Origin of the sequence: Sphingomonas sp. PvP056 (assembly GCF_040549155.1) — a bacterium.
GTDB lineage: Bacteria > Pseudomonadota > Alphaproteobacteria > Sphingomonadales > Sphingomonadaceae > Sphingomonas.
The window spans coordinates 109,326-134,545 of sequence record NZ_JBEPST010000007.1; the positions used below are offsets into that span (position 1 = coordinate 109,326).

The window sequence follows — 25,220 nt, forward strand, 5'->3', positions numbered from 1 at the left end:
GGTTCCTACCGACCCTGGACGATCAGACGTAAGTGGCGGAGTTTCGATCGACCGACGTCTCCAGGGCGTCCAAGGCCAGCGCTAGCGAGCCGAGCGGACCGGCCGCGTCCCCTAGACCCGGGGCTACGAGCAGCGTTTCGAGCTGTGCCGCGATCTCGTCGGCGCCAGCGTAGCCGCCCATCCGCGGCTCCAGCCGGCTGCGGATCATCGGGATGAGGAACGGACGCCTGGATGGAACGCCGCCCCCCAGGAGGATGCGCTCGGGCACCACCGTCAAGAGCATGTTGTGCATCATCGTCGCCAACGCGTCTGCGACCACTCCCCAGACCGGGTGGTCGTCCGCGATGGCGTCGCCCGACATGCCGGTGCGCCTCTCGATCGCCGGGCCCGAGACCAGACCCTCGACGCAGTCTCCGTGAAACGGACATGCGCCCTCCCAGTCGTCGCCGGGCTCGCGCCTGACGAGCATGTGTCCGGCCTCGGGATGGCCGAGCCCTTGAACCGTCCGCCCGCCGACGACGATGCCGGCGCCGACGCCCGTTCCGACGGTGACGTAGGTCCAGCTCGAAAGCCCCTGGGCGGCCCCCCATCGACCTTCGGCGAGCGCGGCCGCGTTCACGTCTGTGTCGGCGATGGTCGGAACGTCGTAGCGTCGCATCAGCCGTTGGACGACGTCGGCGCCGTGCCATCCGGGTTTGGTCGTCTTTCCGATGTGGCCGAAGTCGGCGGATGCCCGGTTCAGCTCGATCGGCCCGAAGCTGCCTATGCCGAGCGCCTGGACGTCATGCGTCCGCATCCAGCCATCGATCGCGTCCTCGATGCTGGCGAGCGTCGAGGCGGGATCGCGCGTCGGGAGCCGTCTGGTCTCCAAGATGTCGTCATGGCTTCGAGCCAGCGTGCAGATGATCTTTGTGCCACCAAGTTCGATTCCGACGATGCAGCCCTTGCCGTCCGCCTCTTCAGTTGCTCCCGGTCGAAGCGCTTGGGCATAGGTCTCCATCATCGCACCGCCACGCTCGAGGGCGCCACGTTCCATCCGCTCAGACGGACGCTGACCAGACCGGCCTCGCGGTTCGTCGGATATCTCACGTTGATAACCCGTTCCTCACCCGGCAGGAGGGAGACGTAGTTGTCGGTAAAGTATGCTGGCAGGACCTGCTTGCCGGCCGCGTCGAAGAGGGTGGCCTTCGCTTCGATGATCGGCGTCTGGGTGGCATTGCGAAGCGTGATCGTGGCCGCCGTCTCGCTCCCATTGACCTTCGCGCTCGCGGACGCGGCGAGGCCGACCTTCGGCATCCGCGTCATGCTCTGGAGATCCGACGGCTGACGGCCCTCCCAGTAGAAGTTTCGGGACAGGCTCACGCCCTGCGCATCCGTCGCTTCTAAGCTCACCAGCGTCACGGGATTGGCCTTCAGCGTCTCCGGCGCAATCGTCATGGCCTCCGAGACGCCTTCTCGCGCCGCATCAAGCCGAACCGAGCGATCCAAGACGGTCCGGCCCTCGAGATCGGTCATTCGCACGCGAACCTTCAGTCCGCCCAGCGGCGCGCGCGTGTTGTTGACCACCACGACTTTGTGATCCGGCAAGTTCATCTGCACGTGGACCGGCTCGGAAGCCTTCTGGACCGCGTAGTATGAGGCCTGCGTGTCGTAGTCCGAACTGAAGATGTTCCATGCGCTAGAAGGCCAGGCCGGCTGCGTCATCCACAGCATGCGTGCACTGTTGGTCTTCCAGAGCCCCGCATTGAATCCTTCGAAGATCGCACGGTAGGAGTCGTACTGCAGAAGCTGCGCTTTGCCGCTGAAGTCCTCGAGGCTCGTCGGTTCGCCGAAGCGGACGCGCATCGCATCCATGTAGGTCTTGACCGATCCACCCCGGTCCTGGTGCCAGTCGTGGTAGGCCCACGCGTCGCTGATCGGCCAGAGGTCCTCCTTCGGGATCGCGCGCTTCCAGCTTTCGAGTGTCGGGAAAGAAGGCGTGCCGAGCTCGACCGCGAAGCCCTTCGCGTGTTCGGTGAAGTAGGTCTCGGGTTCGCGCCAGTCGTAGGGTCCGCTGCCGGCGAGGTTCACGTTGTTGGACGAGCCCATGTAGAGGCGCGTGCCGTCCTCCTTCTCGATCAGCGACTGCAGGGCGACGTTGAGCGACGGCTGCGGAACGCCTTCGTTCCGGCCGATCCACGCCACGATGGACGGATGGTTCCGATACCTAGCGACGACGTCCTGCGCGTTGTCCATGAACAGCGGCACGTCGTCGACCTGCTGGTTGTAGTCCTGCGTCGACTCCCAGAAGTCGTTCAGGACCATCAGCCCATACTCGTCCGCGAGATCGAAGAAGACGTCCTCGGTGTTCTGGCCGACCCAGTTGCGGATGATGTTCATGTTGCCGTCGCGATGAAGCCGGAAGAACGGCTCCAGCCGATCGCGCTCGATGCGCTTCATGAAGTCATCCATGCCGATGTTCCCGCCCCGAGCGGCGATGCGGACGCCGTTCACGCGGATGACGAGATGAGGCGCCAGCTCCTCCTCGCCGTCGATCCGCGTGACGGCGGGCGACGTGATCGCACCCGGCGCCAAGGACGCGGCCCAGCCGCCCTTCACCTTACGGATCCCCTCGTGGGTCCCATCGACGACGTGCTGACCGAGCGATCTGGCTCGGGAGAGGTCGATGCCGACCCGACGCAGCTCCCCGGCGTCGTCCATCAGCGACATGTCGTAGGTGACCTGTCGAATGCCGAAGCGCGTCGTTTGCTCGTCCGACCGTCTTCCCGCGATCGATGTCTCGACGCGAAGGTCGTGAAGGTTGGGCTTGCCGTAGCCGTTGGGCCACCAGAGCTTCGGGTTCCGGACGGCGAGCTGCGGGAACTCCGCGGGCATGAACGAGACGACCGTGCTCTGCCGCGGAGCGAGTCGGACGGATCGGCTGACGGCGACGTCGTCAAAGCTGGCGCGCACGACGGTTTCGACGGGCTGATCAGTGATGTTCTCGACCGGCACGCGGATCTCGACGTTAGCGACGCTGTTGTCGGGTTTCGGAAGCGTCGTGACGATCTGCGGGTCGCCGATCCTCGCCGCGCTGACCTGTTCGATCAGCACGGGCTGCCATATCCCCATGTTCCGATCCCGGATCGAGGGAATCCAGTCCCAGCCCTCGGCTGCGACGAAGGTTGGACCGTCGAGGACGAGCATGCCGCCGTTCTCGCCGGCGCCGGCCTTAAGGGACTCCTCCTGGGCGATGCCGGGGTGGGGCGGGGGGAGAATCTTCACGGCCACCGCGGCGACGGTGCCGGCCGGGGCCACCTTCGATATGTCGAACCGGCCGCGGACGAACGCACCCTTCACGTCGCCGACCAGCCGTCCGTTGACCCAGATCTCCGCCGCGTAGTTGATCCCCTTGAACGTGAGGAACGTGTTCGTTGCGGTCTCTCCCGCCGGCACGCGGAACTGCGTGCGATACCAGTAGGCCTGACGGCTGAGCTTCTCCGGAATGGCCATGTTGTTGAGACCGTAGGCGGGATCCGGATAGACGCCGCGATCAACCAGGGTCGTTAGGACGGTCCCCGGGACCGTGGCGACGCGCCAGCCGCTGACGTCGTATCCAGCTCGCGACAAGACCGCCCCCGGGTCGCGGACGTCCGGAGCGGCTACGAGCCGCCAACCGTTCACCGTCCAGCGGCCGTCCGAGCTGTTCGCCAGAACCGGCAGATCCGGTATCGGCTTCGCGATCGGAGCCGAGAAAGGTGCACCCGACTTCGGCAGCGTGTCGGCGGACTGCGGCATCTCCTGACCGATCTGCTGCTTCTTCTGCATGGGCCAAGCCGGACTGTTCGTCGTGAAGCCGACGAGATCCGCATCGGGAACCCGACCGGCCTCAGCCGCGATCGACGCCACGGGGACTGCGGACCGGTCCAGTCGAAGATCCGCCATGCGGCCTGCGAACGCCTGATCGCCGGACCGGCGCGGCGCGACGGTTATCGCGCCGCCTGCGGCCAATCCGTCGAGGCGACGCGTCCGCCCCGCGCTCCTGCCGTTGACGTAGAGGACCATGCCATCGCCATCGTTCCTTACTGCGAAATGGGTCCAGCGCCCGACCGGCATCGTCGCGCCGGCGGCGATCCTCGTCGCGCCCGCTATGACGGTCGGACGTCCCTTCACTAGGTTCAAGGCGAACCGCACCGTCCCCTGATCGGCTACTGCCACCAGCGGCGCGTCGCCTGCCGAGGCGTCCTTGGGCCAGACCCAGCCGCTGAGCGTGAAGTCCCCGGCCCGAGCGGTCGCGTCCGGGGACGTCATCGGAAACGTGACGCTGTCGCCGCCGCGCGCGATATCGATATTGATCGGACCGCCGAGTGCCGCCGATGGCTGCTGAGCCGACACCTGCCATCCGCTCAGCGCAGTTGCCGCAAGCGCTACCGCCAAATACTTCATGCTTCCTCCCTCGGGCGTCAGAACCATTTGCCGCCTCCTCGTTCCGGGGCAGCCATGATCGATCGTCGATGACCGGAATAGCAGCCGTCATGATTTATTCAATCAAATTGAATAACTATTGCAAAAGCGTTTGAAAGCTGCTTTTCAGGCAAGACCAAGAGGGCTTGGAAAGAGCCGAGTGGGGGAGGAAACATGGCACTGCGCGAGAGCGCTGTGCAGGTTCGAGTTCCCTCCCGGTCAGGATGAGGGGATGAAGGCAATGCATAAACGTACAACGCTCCGATCGGTTCTGTTCACTGCGAGCTCGGTCATCGCGCTACTTGGTTCACAATCCGCAACCGCACAGCAGACTACCTCTGACGGCCCTGCCGCGGCCGCAGCCGACGCTGGAACGCCTCCGGTTCAGGACGGCGCATCCACTAGCGAAGACATCGTCGTGACCGGTGTCCGTGGCGCTCAGCAGAAGGCCATCAACGTCAAGCGCGAGTCCTCGCAGATTGTCGATTCGATCGCGGCAGAGGACATCGGCAAGCTTCCCGACGTCACGATCGCAGACTCCCTGCAGCGTGTAACAGGCGTGCAGATCACTCGCTCTGCGGGGCAGGGGGCCTCAGTCAACATCCGTGGCCTCGCAAACGTTCTGACCACTCTGAATGGTGAGCAGTTTCTCGGCGCCTCGAACATCACCGGCGCTCAGCCGAATTTAACCGACATCCCGTCGACCCTCTTTGCTGGCGTCGATGTGGTGAAGTCTCCAACTGCTGCCGACCTTACCGGTGGCAACTCTGGCATCGTCGCGTTGAAGACGCGCCGCCCGTTCGACCTGCATAAGGGGATTACGGCGACCGCGTCGGTGCAGGATACGTATGGCAGCATGACCGAGGACTGGAGCCAGAACGGCTCGGCGCTGGTCGCCTATCACGGTGATCGCTTCGGCATTCTCGTCGCCGGTTCGTATGATCACGAGATCTTGTCGAACAAGAATCCCCGGGTCACTAACGGCATTCTCAAGACTACCGATGTACAAGCCGGTTTCGACGTACGTCGGGATGGTGACATCACGAACAGCACCAAGCTCGGTGACGGCGACTATTTCTACAATCCGGTCGCGCTTGAATTCGACAACAGCGTGACGCAGCGTGAGCGCATCGGCGGAAACGCCTCGGTACAGTACGACGTTACCGACTCTCTTCAGCTCGTCGGCGACGTGGCCTACACCCGACTGCGCAACCGTAACTCGGGCAACAGTGCCGTGCTTCATGGCAACTTCTCGAACGATAGCTATCTGCCAACCTCGCAGATCGACTCTAACGGTGTGGTTGAGGTCGCAGACATGAACCTCACTCGGTTCCAGATGCACACGCTCAATCAATACAGTCGCTCGCGGTCGATCAACACGAACTTGGAAGCCCGGTTTAAGAACGACGGACCGTTCAGCGCGACCGTGCGGTACGTGCACGGGGACTCACGCTCGAATTACGACGAATCTGATGTCGATGCTTGGGGCACTCGTGGCGTTCTAACGCCGACAGGCGCGCCCAGCAATTGCGCTGCGGCGGCGCCAGTTAATTGCGTTTACTTCAATCCAGGCAGCATTTCGAACGTACGAGCGAACGTAGATTGGCGAGGCGACAGCCCAGAAGTCACATTCCTGACGGACGTAACCAACCCCGCCAACTATTCGCTGACATCGACCTGGTCGTATGGCCAGACGCAGAAGGCGATGCTTGATGCCTACCGTGGGGACGCTCAACTCGATACCGACTGGGGCCCCCTGAAGAATATTCGGATTGGCGGCCGTTACGGAACCCGTGACGTGTCTAATGACGCCTACCGTTACCTGTCGCCCGCCGGTGCGGCAGGCCATCTGTACTACTACAAGGACCCAGGCATCGTCGACACCGTTGGCTACAGCGTCATTCCTATTCGCAAGTTCGGCGACGTGCCGAGCCTTGTCACTTATGCCGGTAACTTCGGGCCGGTTCAGGGCATCCCGAACATTCCGGCGATCTCGCCAGGTGCACTCGATGACGTGAACGCGTACAATCAACTGCTCTTCCCAGGAACCAAGGCGTATCAGGACCCCCAGAATAGCTACCGCGTACGCCAGCGCCAGATCAGTGCCTATGCCGAAGCGAACTTCGACGGGTCGGTAGGTTCGTTGGAATTCACGGGCAACGCCGGCCTACGCTACGTTAAAACCAGCTTGGACATCTTCTCTTATCCAACGGGAACTGGGTTTATCGGGGACTACGCTTGGAACGGTGTGGCAATCGCCGAAGGCATCAATAAGGCAAAGAACGACAGCAACGACTTCCTACCTGACGCGAACCTCAGTCTTCACCTCCGGAAGGACATGTACCTGCGCTTCGCGTACGCCAAGACGCTCGGGCAGTTGGATCTTGGTCTGTTTGGTCGCGGCCTAGCGTCGTCGTATGCAGTCAACGGTACCCGAACATACCAGGGGCAGCCGCTTGACCGGAACCTCCAGCGCTATTCAGCGGGCTCGGCTGGTAATCCCAACTTAGAGCTTCCACGTACGGCGAACTACAACGTATCGTACGAATGGTATTTCAACCGTAGCAGCCTGCTGTCGGTTGCCGCGTTCTACTTCGACGTGAAGAGCTTTCTTCAGACTAACACGTTGATTGAACTCCAGCCGGATGCTGATGGCGTCGTTCGCGAGGGTGGGCCCGTGACAAGGCCTGTGAACGGCGAGGGCGGATCGCTCAAGGGCGTGGAAGTGGGTTTCCAAACGATCTTCGACTGGCTTCCCGGTGTTCTAAGCGGTTTCGGTGGCCAGCTCAACTACACGTACTCCGACAGCGGCAGCTCGAACGTCGACCTGTTCGGCAAAACGCTGCCGGTACCGGACAACTCGAAGCATCAAGCGAACGCCGTTCTCTTTTATCAAAAGGGCCCATTGCAGGGTCGCGTCGCATATAATTATCGCAGCAAGCGTTTTGCCGGCTTCGTGGCGGCAGCCGATGACAATTTGGCTGTATGGAACCGCGCTACCGGATACCTTGATGCGTCGGCGAGCTATGACGTCACCCCGAAGTTTACGCTTTTCGTTCAGGGATCGAATCTGACGAAGGAGAACGAGGAGCAGTACGCCCAGTTCAAAAACTTCTGGTACGGATCGAGCATCTTTGAACGTCGACTGACTTTTGGTGTCCGCATCCGCAACTGATCTCCACGGAATACCCCAGGCTGGTTCTCCTCCCCTTTTCCCAGCCAATGATGGGGTTCACTCAGGCCGCAGCGGAATGTCGCTGCGGCCTTATTTTTGTTCGCGTTGTCGACCATATTTAATGCAATATGGGGGGATGAATGATAGCGGTAACGAGAAGACAGTGGCGCCGGTTGCCAAGGACGACGGCATGCGTGGCAACGACCGGCAGCCACGGCTGACGGTCGGCCTGTCGGGCAGCAATCTGGTACGCGTTAGCGACTTCAACCAGCGGGTGGTCCTGCAGGCTATCCGTGTCGCAGGAGGTGAGGTTTCCAGGTCGGAACTTGCGGCGGCGACCGGCCTCACGTTTCCCACGATAGCTAACATTACCCGTCGCTTAATTGACGGAGGCCTCATCCACGAAACCGCCCGCATCAAAGGCCCCAGAGGTAGCCCTGCTTCGCGGCTCGCGATCGATCCCGACGGCTGCTTTTCGTTAGGTGTGAACATCGATCGAGATCATGTCGCCGTCGTGATACTCGACCTCGCGGGGGGCGTTCGCGCGCGATCTGTTAAGGAGGTCGATTATCCTAGCCCTGAAATGGTCGTCGACTTCGTGCAGGATTGGTACGCCGAAACGACTGCCGCACTAAGGCTGGACCGAGAACGCTTCATCGGCATTGGTCTTGCGATACCTGACGATATTGGAACGATCGCGCTGCCGAAGATGCCTGAGGCATACGGCGTCTGGACAACGACGAACGTCTCACTCCTACTTCAAGATGGACTGGGCCTGCCCGTCCTCCGCGACAACGACGCCGCAGCCGCGGCGATCGGGGAAGCCCAGTTCGGCAACGGACGGCAGTTCACCGACTTTTTTTACGTATTGATCAGTGCCGGACTGGGCGGTGCTGTTGTCGTGGACAACGAGTATGTGCGCGGCGGAAACGGGCGAGCAGGAGAACTCGGACTGCTTCCGGCGGACTTCAACCAACCCGCGGGGCCGACAGTCCAAGACTGCGTGTCTCTGTCTGAACTGAGAGTCAGACTGGAGAAAGCCGGATACGCGGGTAGCGTTGCGGAACTTCGCGCAGGCGTCGAACGTCACAATCCGGTCGTTCGCGCCTGGTCCCTAGAGGCTGCAAAAACTCTCACGCTTCCCATCATGACGGTGAACGCCCTACTTAATCCGACCGCAATCTTTATTGGCGCGCGACTGCCGTCGTGTCTGCTGGACAGCATCATACTCGAACTGAACCGAAACATTGCCGCGCTCGGAAGCGCAGTCCCAAATATGGCATTGATTCAAAAAGCGAGTCATGACGAGGACGCTGTCGCGATCGGCGCAGCCATCCTGCCGTTCATCGCCCATACGCTGCCGTCACACGCAGCGCTCATGAAGAACATCAGCTGACGCCAAGCGGCGAATGTTTGAGTTACGACATCAGAAACCGCTCTAATACGTAAAAAAACCTGCATTCTTTGGTGCCCTTTGGACATACCTAGAATAGCACAGGTGATCGGGCATCCTCCGCGTCCGCCGATGCCATGCCCGCAACGCGTATCAACTGCGATGGGTAGGGCGCGACCAAGTCCTTCAGTTCGTCCCACGGCGCTGTCAGCCAACGGTCGTAATTCTCGTCGTGCAAGATGACCGGCATGGCCTTGGGGTGGATCGGCGCCACGATCGCGTTCGGCTCGGTGGTCAGGAAGCCATAGGCGTTGCCGCGCTCGGTCGGACGCCAGATGCCTGCGAACGCAAAGATTGGACGGCTGGGTACGTCAAACCAGTGCAACGGCTTCTTGCCGTCTTCGCCAGGTGCCAGTCCATATTCAGAGAAGGCTGTGACCGGGACAAGGCAGCGCCGCGCCGGTGTCGTCAGCATTGATCGCCAGAAGCTGGAGTTCAGGTTCCGCACGTTCGTCACGTACTTGGTAAGCTTGACCGAGGGATCGCGCGCGCTGGGCACCTGCGTCGGCACGCCCCATTCCATCCGCTCGAGCTTCCGCTCAGCGCCGTCCTGCACGATCACCTTGCCGTAGAACGGGGTCTTTTTGCCGGTCGGGAAGATGTCACCGACGGGGTATTTCTCGTCCTTTTCATAAGAAGGTCGGATACCGAAGGTGACTGCAAGGTCGGCTTCTTTTGCGGTCATACGATACCGGTTGCACACGAGCCTGTTCCTCGGGTTGGCGCCGACGAGACCGCTCGCCGGCGCACACGTCTTACATCTTGTCTTTCAGCCCCTTGGCGGCCGTGAACGCAACCTTCTTCGATGCCGCAATCTTGATCGCTTCACCGGTGGCTGGGTTGCGACCGTCGCGCTCCGGACGGTCTTTGACGGTGAACTTGCCGAACCCTGGAATCGAAACTTCCTCGCCTTTCACGGCTGCGGCCGCGATCTGGTCGAATACGGCGGTGATCGCCTTCTTCGCATCGGCCTCGTTCGAACCGGTCGCTTCGGCGACGCCCTTGGCCAGGTCACTTACGTTCATGCTGTTCGTTCTCCATTGGAAACACCGGCGGGACCTTAGCCGTGGCGAACGACGAGACAAAGACCGTACTGGACGAGACGAGCGCCGCGGCCGTTCGCCTCATGCTGGGTACGCTCGCCGATCACGATGTCGCCGAAGTCTATGAAGCGACGGGAGGGCAGGGGCCGATCGCCGATCTCGCAGCCGAAGCGATGCCCGCCCGCAACATTGATCTCTAGCGGCCAACGATGCGCTCGCGCGTGACGCGAGGATCCTCGTAAAGATCGCGGATCGCGCGGAGCCGAAAGACATTCCACCAGCGCTGCCAGCGATGCTCGGCTGCATCATGGATCATGTGGCATCGCTGACACAGCGCCTTGAGGTTCGAAGACGCGCTGTTGCCCGGATCATGATCGAGGTGCGCGCAGGCGAGGACGACATAGGTCACCCGAACCGACGCCAGCGCGAACCCGGCTTTCATCGAGATACGCTTGCCGCGGTCCGACCGCCAGCACCGGATATCAGCATCCCACCAGCGGCCATCACCTAGATGGACCACGCGGCGCAGATGCGGCCGGCCGCACCCCTCGCACCGGGCACCGGCACGATCAAACCGGACCGTCTGCGACAGCTGCCGCCAGTCGATCGGGTAAAGCCAGCGGTTCTCGGGTCGGATCGGCATGAGGATTCTATGAGTCACTGAACCGGCAAACAAAAGCGAATAATTCGCGATTTGTTGCCCCTTCGTATTTTTTTCGTTCCCCTCCGTGCGCCGAGGGGAACGGTAAGCCTCGTGCCCGGATCGGGACGATCAAAGCGCTTGCAATGTTGGATACGGTAACGGAACATAAAGGGAACGAGTAGAGTGTAAGAACATGATGTCCCCCGCCCCCGAGTCCCTCGCAACCAGCATTGCCCACCTGCGGACGATCGCGACTCCGGTGTCTGACTGCCGCGTGCTGCCGTTTGGCGTAGCGGCGATAGACGGTCGGCTTGGTGCTGGGGGTTTGCGTGCTGGAGCGCTTCACGAGGCGACGGCGCGCAGCGCATCGCTGGTCGATGACGCTGCAACGACGTTATTCCTTACCGGCATTGCGGCGCGTGAAGCTGCCAATGCCAGCGGCCCTGTCTTGTGGGCAACGTGCCGCACCGACCTCTACGCTCCGGCTCTGGCGCAAGCAGGCCTTTCCTCGTCGGATGTCATCTATGCTCAGCCATGTGATGACGCGGCGTTGCTGGCCGTGATCGAGGACGCGGTTCGCGATGGCACGCCATCGGCGATCGTTGCAGAGGCGAGCAAGGTATCGATGGTCGCAACCCGCCGCCTGCAGTTAGTTGCGGCAGAAGCCGACATGCCCGTGCTGCTGCTGCGGCGTCGTCGTGGCCGTGACCAGGATCCGTTTTCCGAACCTTCCGCCGCTTGGACGCGCTGGCGGATCGGATCCGCGCCTTCGGCGCGGTTGGAGATCGCGGGTGTAGGACGAGCGAGATGGTCGGTAGAACTAGCGCGGCAACGCGGAGGTGAGGGTTTTTCCCTGATAGTGGAGGGCAGCGATGAGACGGGTCGTCTCGCTGTTCCTGCCGAACTTAGCCATCGAGCGGCTGAGACGGTTGGAACGGCCTGCTACGCGGCCGCCTGAGCGGCCCGCCCTGCAACTGCCGGTCGACGACGATCCGGGTGCCTGTTCGGTGCCGCGGGGCGGCGGTTGGCGGCCTGGCGCCCGCTGGGCACGAACCAGTGCGCAGTCGCGCGAAGAGGTCGAGGCGCAGATCGCGTCGCTTCCTGTCCACGCGCAGCCGCCAATGCGGGAGCTTGGCAGGCGATCGGAAGCGGCAAGCCACCCGTACAAGGCGCAGGCGCCTGCATTGCGGCTCGCCACGCCAGTTATGGGCCCGGTCCAGCATGCGCCGCTCGCTCTCGTTGGCAAGGTCGGCCGGCGCGAAGAGGTGGTCGCTGCCTGCACCGGTGCGCAGGCGCTCGGCATCCATTCCGGTATGGCCGCCACCCACGCCCGCGCGCTAGTGTCCGATCTCGACTTCCGTCCGTACGAGCCGGAAGCCGATGCAGCACTCCTCGATCGCCTCGCTCTGCTGGCGGTACGGCGCTGGTCGCCGATCGCGGCTGTCACCCCGGCTGATGGCCTTTGGATTGATCTCGCTGGCTGCGATCACCTCCATGGCGGAGAAGAGCGGTTCTGCCGTCGTCTGCTCGCCTTTTGCCGTCGTGCAGGCTTCACCGCGCGCGTCGCGGTCGCCGATACGCTGGGGGCCGCCCACGCGCTGGCCCGTTTTGGCCAGGACGATCTTACTCGCGTCGAGCCGCACGGTACGGTCGAGGCGCTCAGCCCATTGCCGATCGCCGCGTTGCGCCTGACGCCCACGGCGTTGACCGCTGCGCGCAAATTTGGCTTCGAGCGGATCGCGGATCTCCTCCCGGTCGCGCGCGGACCCCTAGCGCGCCGTCTCGGACTGCCGACCATCACACGCCTTGATCAAGCCCTGGGCGGTGTCGCAGAGCCAATCACCCCGCGAGAGGACATCGAGGTCCCGGCGGTCGAACGACGGCTACTGGAGCCGATCAGCACGGCCGAGGCGATCGAACAGGTCATGGGCGACCTCTTGGGCGATCTTGTCGTGCTGCTGCAGGCGAAAGGCGTTGGCGCACGCTCGCTCCGCCTAACGGGAATGCGCGTCGATGGCACCGAGCAAGTCGTGGCTGTCGGCACATCCCGGCCGACACGGGAGGTCTCTCACCTCCTGCGGCTGCTGAAGCTGCGGATCGAGCGGATCGATCCCGGCATGGGCCTCGAGCAGTTTCAAATGGTGGCGCCGCACACGGAGCCGCTCGACGCGGTTGATCTCGGCGCCGTCCTCGCTGGTGAAACGCTGGTGCGCGACCCCGCACGCCTGGTCGACCTGATCGCAGGCAGAATCGGGATGCATTCGGTCTACCGCATCGCTCCCGTCGAAAGCCATGTCCCGGAGCGGGCCGTGGTCAAGTCCGATCCCAACGAGCTGCCGGGAACATGGCCGGAGTGGAAGCGGCCGATCCGTCTCTTCGCGCATCCAGAGCCCCTACATCGGGTAATTGCCCTTATGCCCGACCAACCTCCGCGCCGCTTCGAGTGGCGCGGTACGACGTACAACGTGGTTGGGGGCGACGGTCCCGAGCGTGTCCACGGTGAATGGTGGCGGCGCGATGCGGAGGTGTGGGCGGTCCGCGACTATTACCGCGTCGAGGACGAGACTGGTGGCCGCTACTGGGTCTTCCGTCGTGGCGACGGTTTCGAGGACGACACCGGCGACCTGTCCTGGTGGATGCACGGGGTCTTCGGATGACCCACTATGTCGAGCTTCAGGTGCTAACGCACTTCTCGCTCCTGCGCGGGGCGTCCAGTCCGGACGAGCTGTTCGCGGCCGCTGCCGTGCTTGGCTATCCCGCGATCGGCGTCAGCGACATCGGCACGGTCGCCGGCGTCGTGCGCGCATGGGAAGCGCAGAAAGCCACTGGCGTCCGCTCGATCGCGGGTACGCGCATCGATCTATCATGCGGCCGTCGCTTGCTGCTTTATCCAACGGACCGTCCGGCCTGGTCGCGGATCACCCGATTGCTGACAGTCGGAAAGAAGCGGGCGGGGAAGGGCGGTTGCCTGCTGCACTGGCACGATCTGGAACCATGGTCTGAAGGCGTCGTCGCCATTCTGCTTCCGCATGAGGCGGACGAAGAGAACCTTGCTGCGCTGAAGGATCTGAAGGCCATCTACGGGCGTCGGGGCTACATGGCGCTGTTCCAAAGGCGCCGGCCTGGTGACGCGGTCCGCATCGATGCGCTGGCGCGACAGGCTGGCGGAGCGGCAGTGCGCGCGGTCGTGACTGGCGACGTGCTCTACCATGCGCCTGAAGCACGGCTGCTGCAGGACGTGGTGACCGCAGTGCGCGAGAAATGCACAGTCGACGAGCTTGGCTATCGCCGTGAAGTGAGCGCCGATCGCGCCCTGAAATCGCCCGACGAAATGGTCAGGCGCTTCCGCGCCTATCCCGACGCACTGCAGGCGAGCGTCGACATCGCGCGGATCTGCACCTTCAATCTTGGCGAGCTTCAATATCAGTACCCGCATGAGAAGCTGATCGACGGTCTGACGGCCCAGGAAGCGCTCCAGAAGCTCGCCACAGAAGCGGTCGACCGGATGTTCGATGGTGACGTGCCGCAGACCTATACCGATCAGATCGCGCATGAGATGCGCCTGATCTGCGAACTTGGCTATGCGCCGTACTTCCTCACAGTCTACGCGATCGTGCGGGAGGCTCGCCGGCGCGGGATCCTGTGTCAGGGACGCGGATCGGCTGCCAACTCATGCGTCTGCTTCGTGCTGGGCGTCACCTCGATCGATCCGATCAAGCATGAGCTGCTGTTCGAACGGTTCGTGTCGGGGGAGCGCCGGGAGCCTCCCGACATCGACGTCGACTTCGAGCATGAACGCCGCGAAGAGATCATTCAGTGGATCTACGAGACCTACGGTCGCAACCACTCCGCGCTGACGGCTGTCGTAACGCGCTACCGCGCACGCGGTGCGGTGCGTGACGTCGGCAAGGTGCTTGGCCTGCCAGAGGATCTTACGTCATCACTGGCGGGGCTTGTCTGGGGCTGGTCCGCCGACGGCGTCGGTGAGAAGCAAGTAGAGGAGCTTAACCTCGATATCGGCGATCGCCGGTTGCGCCTGACGTTGGAACTGGCGCGTAAGCTGATTGGCGTGCCGCGGCATATGTCTCAGCACCCAGGCGGCTTCGTGCTGACACATGATCGTCTCGATGACCTGGTCCCGATCGAGCCTGCGGCCATGGAGGACCGCCAGATCATCGAGTGGGACAAGGACGACATCGACGCATTGAAGTTCATGAAGGTCGACGTCTTGGGCCTGGGCATGCTCGGCTGCATGAACCGCGCCTTCAACATGCTCGAGGCGGACAAGGGGCTGCGCGTCGGGCTGGCGGACCTGCAGGACGACGATCCGGATGTCTACGCCATGATCTCCAAGGCGGACACGCTCGGCACTTTCCAGATCGAGAGCCGCGCGCAGATGTCCATGCTGCCACGGATGAAACCGCGGCGCTTCTACGACCTCGTGATCCAGGTGGCGATCGTGCGGCCAGGACCGATCCAGGGCGACATGGTCCATCCGTATCTTCGCCGACGCGAGGGACTCGAGAAGCCGGAATATCCCCGGCCGGAACTACGCGCTGTGCTGGAAAAGACGCTCGGCGTGCCCCTGTTTCAGGAACAAGCCATGAAGGTCGCGATCGTCGGTGCGGGGTTCACGCCGGCGGAGGCGGACCAACTGCGCCGCGCGATGGCGACCTTCAAGTTCACAGGTGGCGTCTCGCACTTCAGCGAGAAGCTAATCGAGGGCATGGTCGAGCGCGGCTATCCGAGGGAGTTCGCCGAGCGCACCTTCAGGCAGCTCGAGGGCTTCGGTAGCTACGGTTTCCCCGAAAGCCACGCGGCTTCGTTCGCCAAAATTTCGTACGCGTCTTCGTGGATGAAACATCATCACCCTGACGTCTTCTGCGCCGCGCTGATGAACGCGCAGCCGATGGGCTTTTACGCGCCGGCGCAGATCGTGCGCGATGCGCGCGACCACGGCGTCGATGTCCGGCCGCCATGTGTTAACGCCAGTCGGTGGGACTGCACGCTGGAGAAGACGGGCGGGCGCTACCTTGCCGTGCGGCTCGGCCTTCGCCAGATCCGCGGCCTGTCGAACGCTGATGGTGCGAAGATCGTTGGCACGCGTACGATCACACCCTTTGAGAGCGTCGAGGACGTTTGGCGACGATCTGGCGTGCAGCGCGCCGCGATCGAAAAGCTGGCTGACGGCGATGCCTTCCACGGCTTCAGCGTTGATCGTCGGCAAGGTCTTTGGAAGGTGAGGGGGCTCGGCGAGGCTCCGCTGCCGCTTTTCGCGGCAGCCGATCGATCGGCCGAGACCTTCAGCGCGGAAGGCCTCGAGCCGGACGTCGCACTGCGGCCGCTGACCGACGGTCGAGAAGTGATCGAGGACTACCGGGCGCTGCAGCTCTCGCTTCGCGCGCATCCGCTGACGTTTGTGCGCGACGAGTTGACGCGGCGCGGAGTCACCAAATGCGCCGATCTCGCCAACATTCGGGATGGTAGATACGTCGAGGTCGCCGGCATTGTCCTGGTCCGTCAGAAGCCCGGGTCCGCCAAGGGCGTGCTGTTCATAACAATCGAGGACGAAACTGGGATCGCCAACGGCATCCTCTGGCCCGATCGTTTCGAGGCACAACGCCGAACGATTATGTCAGCGTCGATGGTCGGCATGAAGGGGCAGGTCCAGAAGGAAGGCGAGATCATCCATGTGATCTGCAGCCGAATCGTCGACCACGGCGACCTCCTCCACCGCGTTGGTGACATGTCGTTTCCGCACCGAACCGGGCGTGGCGATGCTGCGCAACATCCGGGCTCGCCCGACCGTGGCGACAAGGGATGGAATCCAGAACCACGCAACCAATACTGGCCACCCCACGCGGACGGTATGGATCCGGAGGAGGTCGTGCGGTTCAAGTCGCATGACTTCCATTGATCTGTGTCGAATTTGCCGAGGCATCAGCGTGTCGTGATCGCGCTATCCGTGCATATTTTGCGCACCGGCGTCACCCGTTGTTCCGACGTCCGCGTTGATGTGCCGGAGATCCGCCTCGCTCTTCGTTGTCTGCTGCCGCATTGCCCCGAGAAATGGCCACTCACCTTGTTTTGGGACGCAGCCGCGCAGGACAACGAAATTGGTCGGGCTCAGGGCGTGACTGCTGCGTTTAACGGAATCGTTCGCCAGCTCCGTCGGGCCGGCTGCTACGAGGAGGTCACGCCGCCATGACCAGTGATATGAAACACGCGGGACAAAGAGGATGAGACTGTCTCACCCTCTCTGTCAGAGTCTCACCGACTTTGTCGGTTACCAGTGCCAGCGCTAAACCAATCCAAGTTCACTAGCCTTGGTGAATGGGCGTCAGCACGCGAGGATATGCGGATCACGTGCCCATGCGGCCGGACGATCAACCTCCCGGCTGTGAAAATCGTCGAGCGCTTTCGGTCGGATGGTCTAGTTACCCAAGCGATTACCCGTTTGCGTTGCACGACCTGCCGGCGCCGCGGGCACGCCACGGTTACACCTGTGCCGGTCCTTAGGCTTTAGTCTAAGATCGCAGGCGATGGCTCAGGACAGACCAACCATAGTGGACGAGATGCAGGACCTTCTCGCCCATCTGCTCGCGGGGGCGGTTGGCCAGAACGAGGCGTACTAGAAAAACCTGATCGGCCCCGTCATGGCGCTTCCAATCGTGATTCATCCTATATCAAACTGGCGGATCGATCCGAGGGGTAAGCCAGCGGATATCGAGGCGATCGAGAAAGCTGCGGCCGTGGCCCGCGAAGCCCACCTTTATGGGGTCAGTACATAGGAAGGACCCAGTTATACGCTAACGATCGGCAGTGACGGAAAACCTCCAAAATCAGGTTTCGGCTTACTAGGGCAAAGCGACAGGGTTTGTCGGACACACTAGACCTCGATTATTGGCCGCGTCCGTGGCTCCGTCGGTGCCGTCAGAAATCATGTGTTTTCCGACAGGGCGCGGTGCTCAAAAGCTGCCGTCCCGCTCCCTCCCAAAATTCGTCATAGCTAGAAAAAGTGGCCGCTCTTCAAAGCGGACATTTTGAACCGGAAATTCTGACACTCTGCGACCCGCAGAAAAGCTTGGGTCAACCTGCAGCGTCAAAACCGACCGGGACTGTTGAAAAAGGCCTGACGCTCCCCTGATCGTCCCGATTGGGATCCAGTTATGGGAAAGCTGAAGGATGGGCCGTCATCCGACTGAGGATGCACATACCTCCGACAAACTGTATGCGCTGCGCCATATGAACGTGAGAGATCCAACTAAGCGATCAGCACGAACGACTGCACAGTCAGCAGTATGCTAGCAGCAACTGCGTGTCGGCCTAATAAGCAAGGAGCCCGAATGCACCATCCAGCCCCCTATCTTGTCCATGTCTTCAGCGCCGGTCCGGCCGGCGGCAACCCCGCGCCGATCGTGATTGACGCCGAGGGCATGAGCGACGACGCCATGCGCGAGGTTGCCCGATCCAACGGCCATGAGAGCGGTTTTGTCTTGCCCGCGCCTGCCGGCAACGATGCCGATCTTGCGTTGCGCTTCTGGGTGCCCAACCATGAGATGGCGATGTGCGGACATGCGACCGTGGGCGCGGTCTGGCTGCTCGATTACCTCGGCCTGCTGCGCAAGGACCGCCTGCGCATCCACACGCCGAGCGGCATCGTCGAGGCGGTCATCACCGACGCGGGGACGGAGGGGGCGGCGGTTGAGGTATCGCAGCCAGCGGGAAAGGTCGAGACGCTGGACGGTGACGGACTGCGGGAGGAACTAGCATCGATCCTGGGTACGAGGGCGGCGACACTGGGCGACGGACCGCTTCAGAACGCCCGCACAAGCCGGGTGAAGACCCTGATCCCGATAGCCTCCGTCGCGGCGCTCGATGCGCTGACCCCGGACTTCTCGCGTGTGCAGGCAGTGTGCGACCGAATTGGATCGACCGGCCTCTATCCCTATGCGATCGACGCGGAGCCGGGCGTCGTCCATGCGCGTCAGTTCCCACAATCGTCTGGTTACCCCGAGGATGCGGCGACGGGCATCGCGGCGGCGGCGCTCGCCTTCGGCCTGCTCGAACGCGGGCATCTTTCGCCTTCATCACGGCTGCGGGTCCAACAGGGGCGGGCGATGGGCCATCCGTCGGAGATCAGGGTGCGATTGCAGCAGGACGGTCGCGCGATCACCGGCTGCTGGATCGGGGGCGACGTCCGGGTGGACGCAGGGGCGTGAGTACGTGGGAGGAGCGCCTGTTCGCGCTGGGGCTCGCGCTACCAGCGACGCCGGTGCCGAATGGCCAATACTGTCCGGTCGTGGTGTGGAACGACGTCGCCTACGTCGCCGGCCAAGTGTGCCGGACCGCTGACGGTGTCATACCCGGTCCCGTCGACGACGCCACTGACCCCGCAACGATCGAGCGTGCCGGGCAAGCGTGCGTGCTGCGCGCGCTCGCTGCGCTCGACGCTGAGGTTGGTCTCGATCGGGTCGCCCGGATCATCTTTCTGCGCGGTTTCGTTTTCGCCGAGGCCGGGTTCAGGCATCACCCACGAGTGCTCGATCCAGCATCGGCTCTGCTCGCCGCGATCTTCGGTTCCTTGGGCGAGCATGCGCGCTCGGCCGTTGGTGTTGCCAGTCTGCCCGACGACGGACTCCTAGAGATCGAGATGGTGGCGGCGTTGTTGCCGCGCAGCGCTAAATCCATGTGACTGCCAAGGCATCCGCGCGCCACATTCCTACAAACGAACCGGCTGCGAGACGGTTTGGCCTGTCCCGTATGGGATGGTGAAATGGGAAAATTCGCACTGAACCCATGACGTTCGTACGGCCTGTCTTGCCTCGTCCGAAAGGCGAGGATCTCCATGCTGGCAGGTGGGAAACAGAATGTCGGTCAGCGGCAAAGGGGGTGTGATCGCCACCAGGCGCCTATGCTCAGAGCCGGCCCTACTGCCCGTAATCAAGCGCCATCCCGGGTCCTTCGCCGCTGATGAACCACCCCTTCTCACGCGCGCCGTCCGTTCAATAGACCTGGAACCTTTTCTACTCCTTCGCATAGCGGGAACGACCATCTCTTCTGACGATACGGATGGTATATTACTCCTTTGTCATGTCGGTTTATGTCCGGCACCATCAAAGATAACATGCGTTAGCGCCCTCTGGGTCTGGCATTCGGGTCGACCCCTGACAGGGACGCCTCTATGGATCAGACTGCCTTCATGATTGGGTTTACGGTCATGTCACTCGCTTCGCTTGCGATCTACACGACGGGTAAAAAGACGCCGCCCTCGCACCACCATACGCTGCTGCATTCGGCGGTGCCATTCATCGCAGCGACGGCCTATCTTGCTATGGCGTTTGGCATCGGCACCCTCATCAAGGGTGATGGCTCGGCCACCTATTTTGCACGCTATGCCGACTGGACGGTCACGACGCCGATCCTGCTCTCCAGCCTCGTGCTGCTCGCCTTTCACGAGCGTGGCAAAACAGGCGAAGTTGGTGGCTACCTCACGTCGATCATCGTGCTTGATGTGCTGATGATCGTGACCGGTTTGATCTCTTCGCTTGCTGCGGCACCGCTGGTGAAGTGGGTGTGGTTCCTGTGGTCGTGCGTTGCCTTTCTCGGTGTCTTGTACCTGCTGTGGGGGCCACTGCGCGCCATGGCGGTCGAACGGGGTACTGCGCTCGGCGCCGCGTACAGTAAGAACGTTTCCTTCCTGACCGCGATTTGGTTCCTCTACCCGATCGTGTTCCTCGTCGGCCCTGAGGGCCTAAAGATCATCACCGATCCTACGTCGGTGTGGGCGATCCTCGTCATGGATATCATCGCCAAGGTCGTTTACGCCTTCTTCGCAGCGAGCAACCTTGAGAAGGCACTTCACGAGCACGCTCGGCAAGCGTGAACCGCGCCATTGCCTTGCTGGTAGCGGGGGCCGTTGTCCCCGCCCCCGCGCAGTTGCCAACGCAACTGGCGTTTGCAATCTTTGGCATCGGCGTCGTCGGCATGGTCCATGGCGCCGGTGATCTCGCCGTGATCGCACCTGCCCGAAGGCCATTGTTTCTTGCCGCCTACGGGCTGGTATCGGTGGCCACGCTGCTTTGGTGGACGGCTGATCCCGCAATCGCCCTACCTGCCTTTCTCATCGCTTCTGCTGTCCACTTCGGCATGGAGGACGCGCCAGATGGGGCATGGTTCGAGCGCATCGCTCGAGGCTTGGCTATGATTGCAGCCCCGGCCACGCTTCACTCGGCAGGTTATGCTGCGCTCTTGCAAACCGCCGGTGGGCCATCGTCTGGCGTGGCACATTTGACGTTGCTTCTTGCAATAGCTGGCGGCGCAGCCGGTATCGTACTGTTAGCTATGGCCTGGGCGAGGCGAGACCTACGCCTGGCCGGCGGAGTGACGGCATTGCTGATCCTACCCCCGCTCGTCGGGTTCACGCTCGGCTTCCTCGTTCTCCATGCGATACCGCAAACTGCCGAGCGCCGTGATCGACTGGGGTGCCCCAGCACCCTGTCGTACCTTCTGAAGGTTGCGCCGGTATTTGCAGGGGCGGTGCTACTCGCAGGGGTTGTAGCGGCGCTGCTTCAACACTTCGACCCTAGCGGCGTCCGCGGTCTCTTCGCTGGCATAGCTGCGCTCGCAGTTCCGCACCTCCTCGTGACGCCTTGGTTCGAGAGTCACAGCATGCCCCGCCAAGCTGTGCTCGTTCCCAAGATTGGCTGATAGCCTGTCATCCCAGCGCTGCACGCTAAATCGGCATGACTTGAGCAAACTGTGACGCCAGCGCAGTTGTGCGGTTTGGCGCGTTGACCGACGTTGAAGACCTAACGTCGCTCAAGAACCTTGTCGCTTCCGCCCACCCTATGAAAGCCTGCCCATGCTGCAATCCATGTCTCTGCTGCCCTTGCTTGGCATCTTCGTAGTCGCAGCCGTCGCGATCTGGGTAGCAGGCGTCCAGCTTTCCAACACCACCGACGTGCTCTCCCAGCGGCTTGGGCTCGGCCAGGCTCTTGGCGGCGTCATATTGCTCGCGATCGCAACGAACTTACCGGAGATCGCTATCACTGCGAGTGCGGCTGCGTCGAACAATCTGGGCGTTGCAGTCGGCAACATCTTGGGCGGGATCGGCATCCAGACACTGGTACTGGTCGCCCTGGATGCCTTCGGTATGCGGGAAAAGGTGCCGCTGACCTACAAGGCGGCGAGCCTGACGCTGGTGATCGAAGGGCTGCTCGTCGTCGCTGTCCTAATCATCGCCATCATGGGCACGCAGTTGCCGGCTTCGCTGATCGCGTTCCGGGTAGGGCCGGACGCACTGGCTATCGCGCTCATATGGATCGTCGGCGTCTGGCTGATCGGTCGCGCAAACAAGAGCCTGCCTTGGCATGAGAGCACCGGCAACGCGCCGGATGCACAGGCTAAGCCCAAAGGCCACTCTCAGGCCAAGACCGATCAGAAGGCGACGAACAAGGGTCACAGCACCACGCGAACGGTGATCGTCTTCCTTGTTGCTGCGGTGGTAACGCTGGTTGCAGGTGTGGTGCTGGAGCGTGCCGGCGACGGCATTGCCGATCACATCGGCATGAGTGGCGTCCTATTCGGCGCGACCGTCTTGGCAGCTGCCACCTCTCTGCCGGAGCTGTCGACCGGGCTCACCTCAACCCGGGCCGGCGACTACCAGCTAGCGATCAGCGATATCTTTGGCGGCAATGCCTTTCTGCCGGTGCTGTTCCTGCTCGCCACGCTGATCTCGGGAAAGGCGGTTCTGCCGCAGGCGCAGGACACCGACATCTATCTGGCCGGGCTCGCCGTACTGCTAACGAGCGTTTACCTCGCCGGGCTAATCTTCCGTCCCAAGCGCCGAATATTGGGCATGGGCGTAGACTCGCTGTCGGTTCTCATTCTCTACGCCATTGGCACGGCGGGGCTGTTCGCAATCGCGCTGTCGGTTGGCCATGGCTGACTGGGTGGACATCGCATTGCGTCTTACGGTGGCGACTGGCGCAGGAGCGCTGCTGGGCTTTGAGCGGTCCCGGCAGGATCGAGCGATCATGGGATTTCGAACCTTGAGCCTGGTTGGGCTGGCGAGTTGCATTGCCGTACAGGCGATCGTGTGCAGCGGCCTGCCGCAGATGAACGCAGATGCGGCTGGCCGGGTCATCCAGGGCGTGTTGTCAGGCGTCGGCTTTATCGGTGCCGGCGCGCTGCTTCATGGCGGAAGCGACAAGCGGGTTCATGGGCTTGCAACAGCCGCCAGCATCTGGGTTTCGGCCGCCTTGGGCAGCGCAGCGGCGCTGGCGATCTGGCCATTGACGCTGTTGGTGCAGGGCTCGCAATACTCGTGCTGCTCATCGGCGCGCCTATCGAACGGCGCATTCGCGATCACGCTCGGGATACGCACGCCGAAGAAGATCGGATTGATATGGAGAGGCGGCCATGACCGGCGAGATTGCGTGGATACACCTTGTCACTCGCATCGTCGAGATCGTCGGCACCGCCATCATCGTGGTGGGCTCCTTTGGCGCCCTGGCGCTGTTCCTGTTCCGAATGGCGACGAACGCAGCGCCGCGGGACACGCTGGTGGCGGCGTTCCGCTCAAATCTGGGTCGCTCGATCTTGCTTGGCCTGGAATTCCTGGTCGCAGCCGACATCATCAATACCGTCGCGGTCGAACCGACCATCCAAAGCTTGCTCGTGCTCGCCGGTATCGTCCTGATCCGTACCTTCCTCAGCTTCTCGCTCGAGGTGGAGATCGAAGGACGCTGGCCTTGGCAAAGGGGCGAAAAGCCAAGCGCCTCAGCCCCAGCGGCACGCAGCCAGACCAGCAATCAGCCTAGCACCTGACCTACAACGCGGAACGGCGCGCGGAGACCGGCCGTTTATGTCGGCAACAAGGAGTTTGACAATGCAACAGCCAGGTCTGCACGGACGGCACCGCGACAAAAACGGCGAGATCAGCGGCAAGCACGGCAACACGTTGGTGAGCACGCTGCGCAAGATCTATGGTCAGTCCTTCGCAGCCGGTGCTCAACCAGGCGAGAAGCTGTCCGAGGTATTGGTTGAGATGGACGAGCCGTCTCTCACCAAGCTCGTCCACGACCACGAGCATAGCGCCCTCGACGGCAAAATCGCTGCCGCATAACTGCTCTCAGGGATCGATAAGCGAGATGTCGTGAGCCGTTCCAAATGCCGTCCCGGGCTAAGATACCAGATAGTATAGCCGCCGGCGTAGCAAAGTTGGCGCTGATGTAATCTTGCTTGATCTGAAGGCATGCCGCTGAGGCTTGCCATTCCTGATTGGGAAGGTAATCAGGACAAGGCAGTTGCTACACGCACCGCGTGGTCCATTCGGGTTGCGCTTTCCAAAAATCTGTTCCCGATTGGGTTTTCCCGAAATTGCCGGTCGGACATGGGAAAACGGGAATTGGTCGAGCGGCCTGAACGGCCGAACGGGGCGTAAGCGACCATAATGCGCCCAGCGTCAAAACCGAACGGTTGTGACATTGGCGCAAAGGCAGCTTTCAACCATCGCGGTCCCGAAAGCTGCCTGTCGCCTAACCGCCAATTATTGCCGTTCAGCGGTCAGATGTGCGGAAAACCCAGTCGCAAATACGACTGTGCGGCAAACGGGTGTTTTCCGACACCCGAGGAGACCGGTCGGCACTTAGCGTATATCTGTGTCCGTTCTATGTACTTACCCCGTACTAAAAAACCTGATCGGCCCCGTCATCAGCCTTCCGATAGTGATTTATCCCAGGTCAACCTGGCGGATCGATCCAAGGGGTAAGCCAGCGGAGGTCGAGGCGATCGAGAAGGCAGCGGCTCTAGTCCGGGAAGTTCATCCCTATGTCCCGTCGCCCCGAACGAACGATCTGTAGAAGGGAACCGTCAGCCTTTCGGGATCAGGACGAGGGCGACAGCGAGCGACATGACAAATAGCGAAAGCCAGATCGCGATCTGACCGAAGATGTGGACGAGGAGGCCCATCCAGGAATAGCGTCGACGGAGCAGGACCGCGCTTCCGACAGCACCAAAAAACGCGATCGTCGTTGGCATAGTGATCGACGGTGAACGAGATAGCGAAGCCTCGGCTATGGGCATGAGGCCGATCGCCATAACCAGCAGCCAAGAAAAGCTGAAGATGAGAGTCCCAGATAAGTCGTCGAGCGCGGGCGGACGATGCTGAGAAGCCAAAGATCGACCTTGATCCCGCGTTGCCAAGATGTTCATTTCGCTCTACCTTATTAGGCGAGGTGTACCATGCAAATTGATCCCAGCCAGCCCATCATGTTTGATAGCGAAAGTGCGCCTGGAAAGGGCACAGGGATGTGGCAGGTGAATCCCTTTTACGACAGTGATGTATATGGTGGAAGCAAAGCCAACGGCACCTCGTTTGAAAGGAAGGTTCGCTTCTGGTTCGCCTTGGCAATCTTGGCCATGTTCATCGCCGCAATTGCCCATATGATGATGTCCTGA

The 25,220-nt window shown here is 62.1% G+C and carries 22 protein-coding genes and 1 pseudogene; 16 read left to right on the top strand and 7 right to left on the bottom strand.

Features of this window, described 5'->3' with window-relative positions:
• Positions 1 to 22: 22 nt before the first annotated feature.
• Together ABIC17_RS16260 and ABIC17_RS16265 are read right to left on the bottom strand one after the other, a co-directional pair.
• Positions 23 to 1,003, bottom strand: a complete 981-nt coding sequence (locus ABIC17_RS16260; protein ID WP_354283547.1) for an ROK family protein — start codon at positions 1,001 to 1,003, stop codon at positions 23 to 25.
• On the bottom strand, positions 1,000 to 4,452 hold the full coding sequence (locus ABIC17_RS16265) for a glycosyl hydrolase 2 galactose-binding domain-containing protein (protein ID WP_354283549.1): 3,453 nt from the start codon (positions 4,450 to 4,452) through the stop codon (positions 1,000 to 1,002). Before ABIC17_RS16265 ends, ABIC17_RS16260 begins: the two co-directional genes overlap by 4 nt.
• 223 nt (positions 4,453 to 4,675) lie before the next feature.
• On the opposite strand from ABIC17_RS16265, the gene ABIC17_RS16270 reads away from it, so the two are divergent.
• Together ABIC17_RS16270 and ABIC17_RS16275 are read left to right on the top strand one after the other, a co-directional pair.
• Positions 4,676 to 7,618: a TonB-dependent receptor gene (locus ABIC17_RS16270; protein WP_354283551.1), complete on the top strand. Its 2,943-nt coding sequence runs from the start codon at positions 4,676 to 4,678 to the stop codon at positions 7,616 to 7,618.
• A 136-nt stretch (positions 7,619 to 7,754) separates the two neighbouring features.
• Complete coding sequence (locus ABIC17_RS16275) at positions 7,755 to 9,014, top strand: ROK family transcriptional regulator (protein ID WP_354283553.1); 1,260 nt, start codon at positions 7,755 to 7,757, stop codon at positions 9,012 to 9,014.
• An 88-nt stretch (positions 9,015 to 9,102) separates the two neighbouring features.
• Here the strand turns inward: ABIC17_RS16275 and ABIC17_RS16280 are convergent, their stop codons facing one another.
• On the bottom strand, positions 9,103 to 9,774 hold the full coding sequence (locus ABIC17_RS16280) for an SOS response-associated peptidase (RefSeq protein ID WP_354283555.1): 672 nt from the start codon (positions 9,772 to 9,774) through the stop codon (positions 9,103 to 9,105).
• A gap of 52 nt (positions 9,775 to 9,826) precedes the next feature.
• Positions 9,827 to 10,096 (bottom strand): HU family DNA-binding protein, encoded by a 270-nt coding sequence (locus tag ABIC17_RS16285; RefSeq protein WP_192143038.1) that lies wholly within the window; start codon positions 10,094 to 10,096, stop codon positions 9,827 to 9,829.
• Positions 10,097 to 10,137: 41 nt separating this feature from the next.
• On the opposite strand from ABIC17_RS16285, the gene ABIC17_RS16290 reads away from it, so the two are divergent.
• Positions 10,138 to 10,314 carry a hypothetical protein gene (locus ABIC17_RS16290; protein WP_354283557.1) on the top strand — a complete coding sequence of 59 codons (177 nt, stop codon included), beginning with the start codon at positions 10,138 to 10,140 and terminating at the stop codon, positions 10,312 to 10,314.
• Here ABIC17_RS16290 and ABIC17_RS16295 read toward each other — a convergent pair.
• Positions 10,311 to 10,757, bottom strand: a complete 447-nt coding sequence (locus ABIC17_RS16295; protein WP_354283558.1) for a hypothetical protein — start codon at positions 10,755 to 10,757, stop codon at positions 10,311 to 10,313. The two genes, ABIC17_RS16290 and ABIC17_RS16295, sit on opposite strands and share 4 nt — an antisense overlap.
• A gap of 196 nt (positions 10,758 to 10,953) precedes the next feature.
• Here ABIC17_RS16295 and ABIC17_RS16300 point away from each other — a divergent pair, with 196 nt between their 5' ends.
• The 10 genes and pseudogenes from ABIC17_RS16300 to ABIC17_RS16345 all read left to right on the top strand — a co-directional run.
• A complete protein-coding gene (locus tag ABIC17_RS16300; protein ID WP_354283858.1) occupies positions 10,954 to 11,715 on the top strand; it encodes an ImuA family protein in 762 nt (253 codons plus the stop codon).
• Positions 11,630 to 13,414 carry a Y-family DNA polymerase gene (locus ABIC17_RS16305; protein WP_354283560.1) on the top strand — a complete coding sequence of 595 codons (1,785 nt, stop codon included), beginning with the start codon at positions 11,630 to 11,632 and terminating at the stop codon, positions 13,412 to 13,414. The genes ABIC17_RS16300 and ABIC17_RS16305 overlap by 86 nt, the downstream gene beginning before the upstream one ends.
• Positions 13,411 to 16,674: an error-prone DNA polymerase gene (locus tag ABIC17_RS16310; RefSeq protein WP_354283562.1), complete on the top strand. Its 3,264-nt coding sequence runs from the start codon at positions 13,411 to 13,413 to the stop codon at positions 16,672 to 16,674. The genes ABIC17_RS16305 and ABIC17_RS16310 overlap by 4 nt, the downstream gene beginning before the upstream one ends.
• Positions 16,675 to 16,707: 33 nt before the next feature.
• Positions 16,708 to 16,965 carry a hypothetical protein gene (locus ABIC17_RS16315; RefSeq protein ID WP_277983325.1) on the top strand — a complete coding sequence of 86 codons (258 nt, stop codon included), beginning with the start codon at positions 16,708 to 16,710 and terminating at the stop codon, positions 16,963 to 16,965.
• A 1,138-nt stretch (positions 16,966 to 18,103) separates the two neighbouring features.
• Positions 18,104 to 18,979 carry a PhzF family phenazine biosynthesis protein gene (locus ABIC17_RS16320; RefSeq protein ID WP_354283564.1) on the top strand — a complete coding sequence of 292 codons (876 nt, stop codon included), beginning with the start codon at positions 18,104 to 18,106 and terminating at the stop codon, positions 18,977 to 18,979.
• Positions 18,976 to 19,452: a RidA family protein gene (locus tag ABIC17_RS16325; RefSeq protein ID WP_354283566.1), complete on the top strand. Its 477-nt coding sequence runs from the start codon at positions 18,976 to 18,978 to the stop codon at positions 19,450 to 19,452. Before ABIC17_RS16320 ends, ABIC17_RS16325 begins: the two co-directional genes overlap by 4 nt.
• A gap of 489 nt (positions 19,453 to 19,941) precedes the next feature.
• Positions 19,942 to 20,643, top strand: coding sequence for a bacteriorhodopsin (locus ABIC17_RS16330; protein WP_354283568.1), 702 nt, complete (start codon positions 19,942 to 19,944; stop codon positions 20,641 to 20,643).
• Positions 20,640 to 21,467, top strand: coding sequence for a Brp/Blh family beta-carotene 15,15'-dioxygenase (locus ABIC17_RS16335; protein ID WP_354283570.1), 828 nt, complete (start codon positions 20,640 to 20,642; stop codon positions 21,465 to 21,467). Before ABIC17_RS16330 ends, ABIC17_RS16335 begins: the two co-directional genes overlap by 4 nt.
• A gap of 154 nt (positions 21,468 to 21,621) precedes the next feature.
• Positions 21,622 to 22,707 carry a sodium:calcium antiporter gene (locus ABIC17_RS16340; protein ID WP_354283572.1) on the top strand — a complete coding sequence of 362 codons (1,086 nt, stop codon included), beginning with the start codon at positions 21,622 to 21,624 and terminating at the stop codon, positions 22,705 to 22,707.
• Positions 22,700 to 23,005 (top strand): annotated as a pseudogene (locus ABIC17_RS16345) (MgtC/SapB family protein); the annotation flags it as partial. The gene ABIC17_RS16340 and the pseudogene ABIC17_RS16345, both read left to right, overlap by 8 nt.
• On the opposite strand, the gene ABIC17_RS16350 reads toward ABIC17_RS16345, so the two are convergent.
• Entirely contained in the window at positions 22,978 to 23,145 is a 168-nt protein-coding gene (locus ABIC17_RS16350) for a hypothetical protein (protein WP_354283573.1), read from the bottom strand. The pseudogene ABIC17_RS16345 and the gene ABIC17_RS16350 sit on opposite strands and share 28 nt — an antisense overlap.
• A 35-nt stretch (positions 23,146 to 23,180) precedes the next feature.
• Between ABIC17_RS16350 and ABIC17_RS16355 the strand changes: the two genes are divergently transcribed.
• Positions 23,181 to 23,588 (top strand): DUF1622 domain-containing protein, encoded by a 408-nt coding sequence (locus tag ABIC17_RS16355; protein ID WP_354283575.1) that lies wholly within the window; start codon positions 23,181 to 23,183, stop codon positions 23,586 to 23,588.
• 61 nt (positions 23,589 to 23,649) lie between these two features.
• Positions 23,650 to 23,886, top strand: coding sequence for a hypothetical protein (locus ABIC17_RS16360; RefSeq protein ID WP_354283577.1), 237 nt, complete (start codon positions 23,650 to 23,652; stop codon positions 23,884 to 23,886).
• Between the two features lie 746 nt (positions 23,887 to 24,632).
• Here the strand turns inward: ABIC17_RS16360 and ABIC17_RS16365 are convergent.
• Complete coding sequence (locus ABIC17_RS16365) at positions 24,633 to 24,974, bottom strand: hypothetical protein (RefSeq protein ID WP_354283578.1); 342 nt, start codon at positions 24,972 to 24,974, stop codon at positions 24,633 to 24,635.
• A 30-nt stretch (positions 24,975 to 25,004) separates the two neighbouring features.
• On the opposite strand from ABIC17_RS16365, the gene ABIC17_RS16370 reads away from it, so the two are divergent.
• Complete coding sequence (locus ABIC17_RS16370; RefSeq protein ID WP_354283580.1) at positions 25,005 to 25,220, top strand: hypothetical protein; 216 nt, start codon at positions 25,005 to 25,007, stop codon at positions 25,218 to 25,220.

Excerpts from the sequence above, each read along its gene's own strand:
- ABIC17_RS16270 (WP_354283551.1), top strand. The coding sequence starts at position 4,676 with ATGAAGGCAATGCATAAACGTACAACGCTCCGATCGGTTCTGTTCACT.
- ABIC17_RS16300 (WP_354283858.1), top strand. The coding sequence starts at position 10,954 with ATGTCCCCCGCCCCCGAGTCCCTCGCAACCAGCATTGCCCACCTGCGG.
- ABIC17_RS16275 (WP_354283553.1), top strand. The coding sequence starts at position 7,755 with ATGAATGATAGCGGTAACGAGAAGACAGTGGCGCCGGTTGCCAAGGAC.
- ABIC17_RS16310 (WP_354283562.1), top strand. The coding sequence starts at position 13,411 with ATGACCCACTATGTCGAGCTTCAGGTGCTAACGCACTTCTCGCTCCTG.
- ABIC17_RS16330 (WP_354283568.1), top strand. The coding sequence starts at position 19,942 with ATGGATCAGACTGCCTTCATGATTGGGTTTACGGTCATGTCACTCGCT.
- ABIC17_RS16320 (WP_354283564.1), top strand. The coding sequence starts at position 18,104 with ATGCACCATCCAGCCCCCTATCTTGTCCATGTCTTCAGCGCCGGTCCG.
- ABIC17_RS16265 (WP_354283549.1), bottom strand. The coding sequence starts at position 4,452 with ATGGTTCTGACGCCCGAGGGAGGAAGCATGAAGTATTTGGCGGTAGCG.
- ABIC17_RS16260 (WP_354283547.1), bottom strand. The coding sequence starts at position 1,003 with ATGATGGAGACCTATGCCCAAGCGCTTCGACCGGGAGCAACTGAAGAG.
- ABIC17_RS16295 (WP_354283558.1), bottom strand. The coding sequence starts at position 10,757 with ATGCCGATCCGACCCGAGAACCGCTGGCTTTACCCGATCGACTGGCGG.
- ABIC17_RS16340 (WP_354283572.1), top strand. The coding sequence starts at position 21,622 with ATGCTGCAATCCATGTCTCTGCTGCCCTTGCTTGGCATCTTCGTAGTC.
- ABIC17_RS16305 (WP_354283560.1), top strand. The coding sequence starts at position 11,630 with ATGAGACGGGTCGTCTCGCTGTTCCTGCCGAACTTAGCCATCGAGCGG.
- ABIC17_RS16365 (WP_354283578.1), bottom strand. The coding sequence starts at position 24,974 with ATGAACATCTTGGCAACGCGGGATCAAGGTCGATCTTTGGCTTCTCAG.
- ABIC17_RS16370 (WP_354283580.1), top strand. The coding sequence starts at position 25,005 with ATGCAAATTGATCCCAGCCAGCCCATCATGTTTGATAGCGAAAGTGCG.
- ABIC17_RS16355 (WP_354283575.1), top strand. The coding sequence starts at position 23,181 with ATGACCGGCGAGATTGCGTGGATACACCTTGTCACTCGCATCGTCGAG.
- ABIC17_RS16285 (WP_192143038.1), bottom strand. The coding sequence starts at position 10,096 with ATGAACGTAAGTGACCTGGCCAAGGGCGTCGCCGAAGCGACCGGTTCG.
- ABIC17_RS16360 (WP_354283577.1), top strand. The coding sequence starts at position 23,650 with ATGCAACAGCCAGGTCTGCACGGACGGCACCGCGACAAAAACGGCGAG.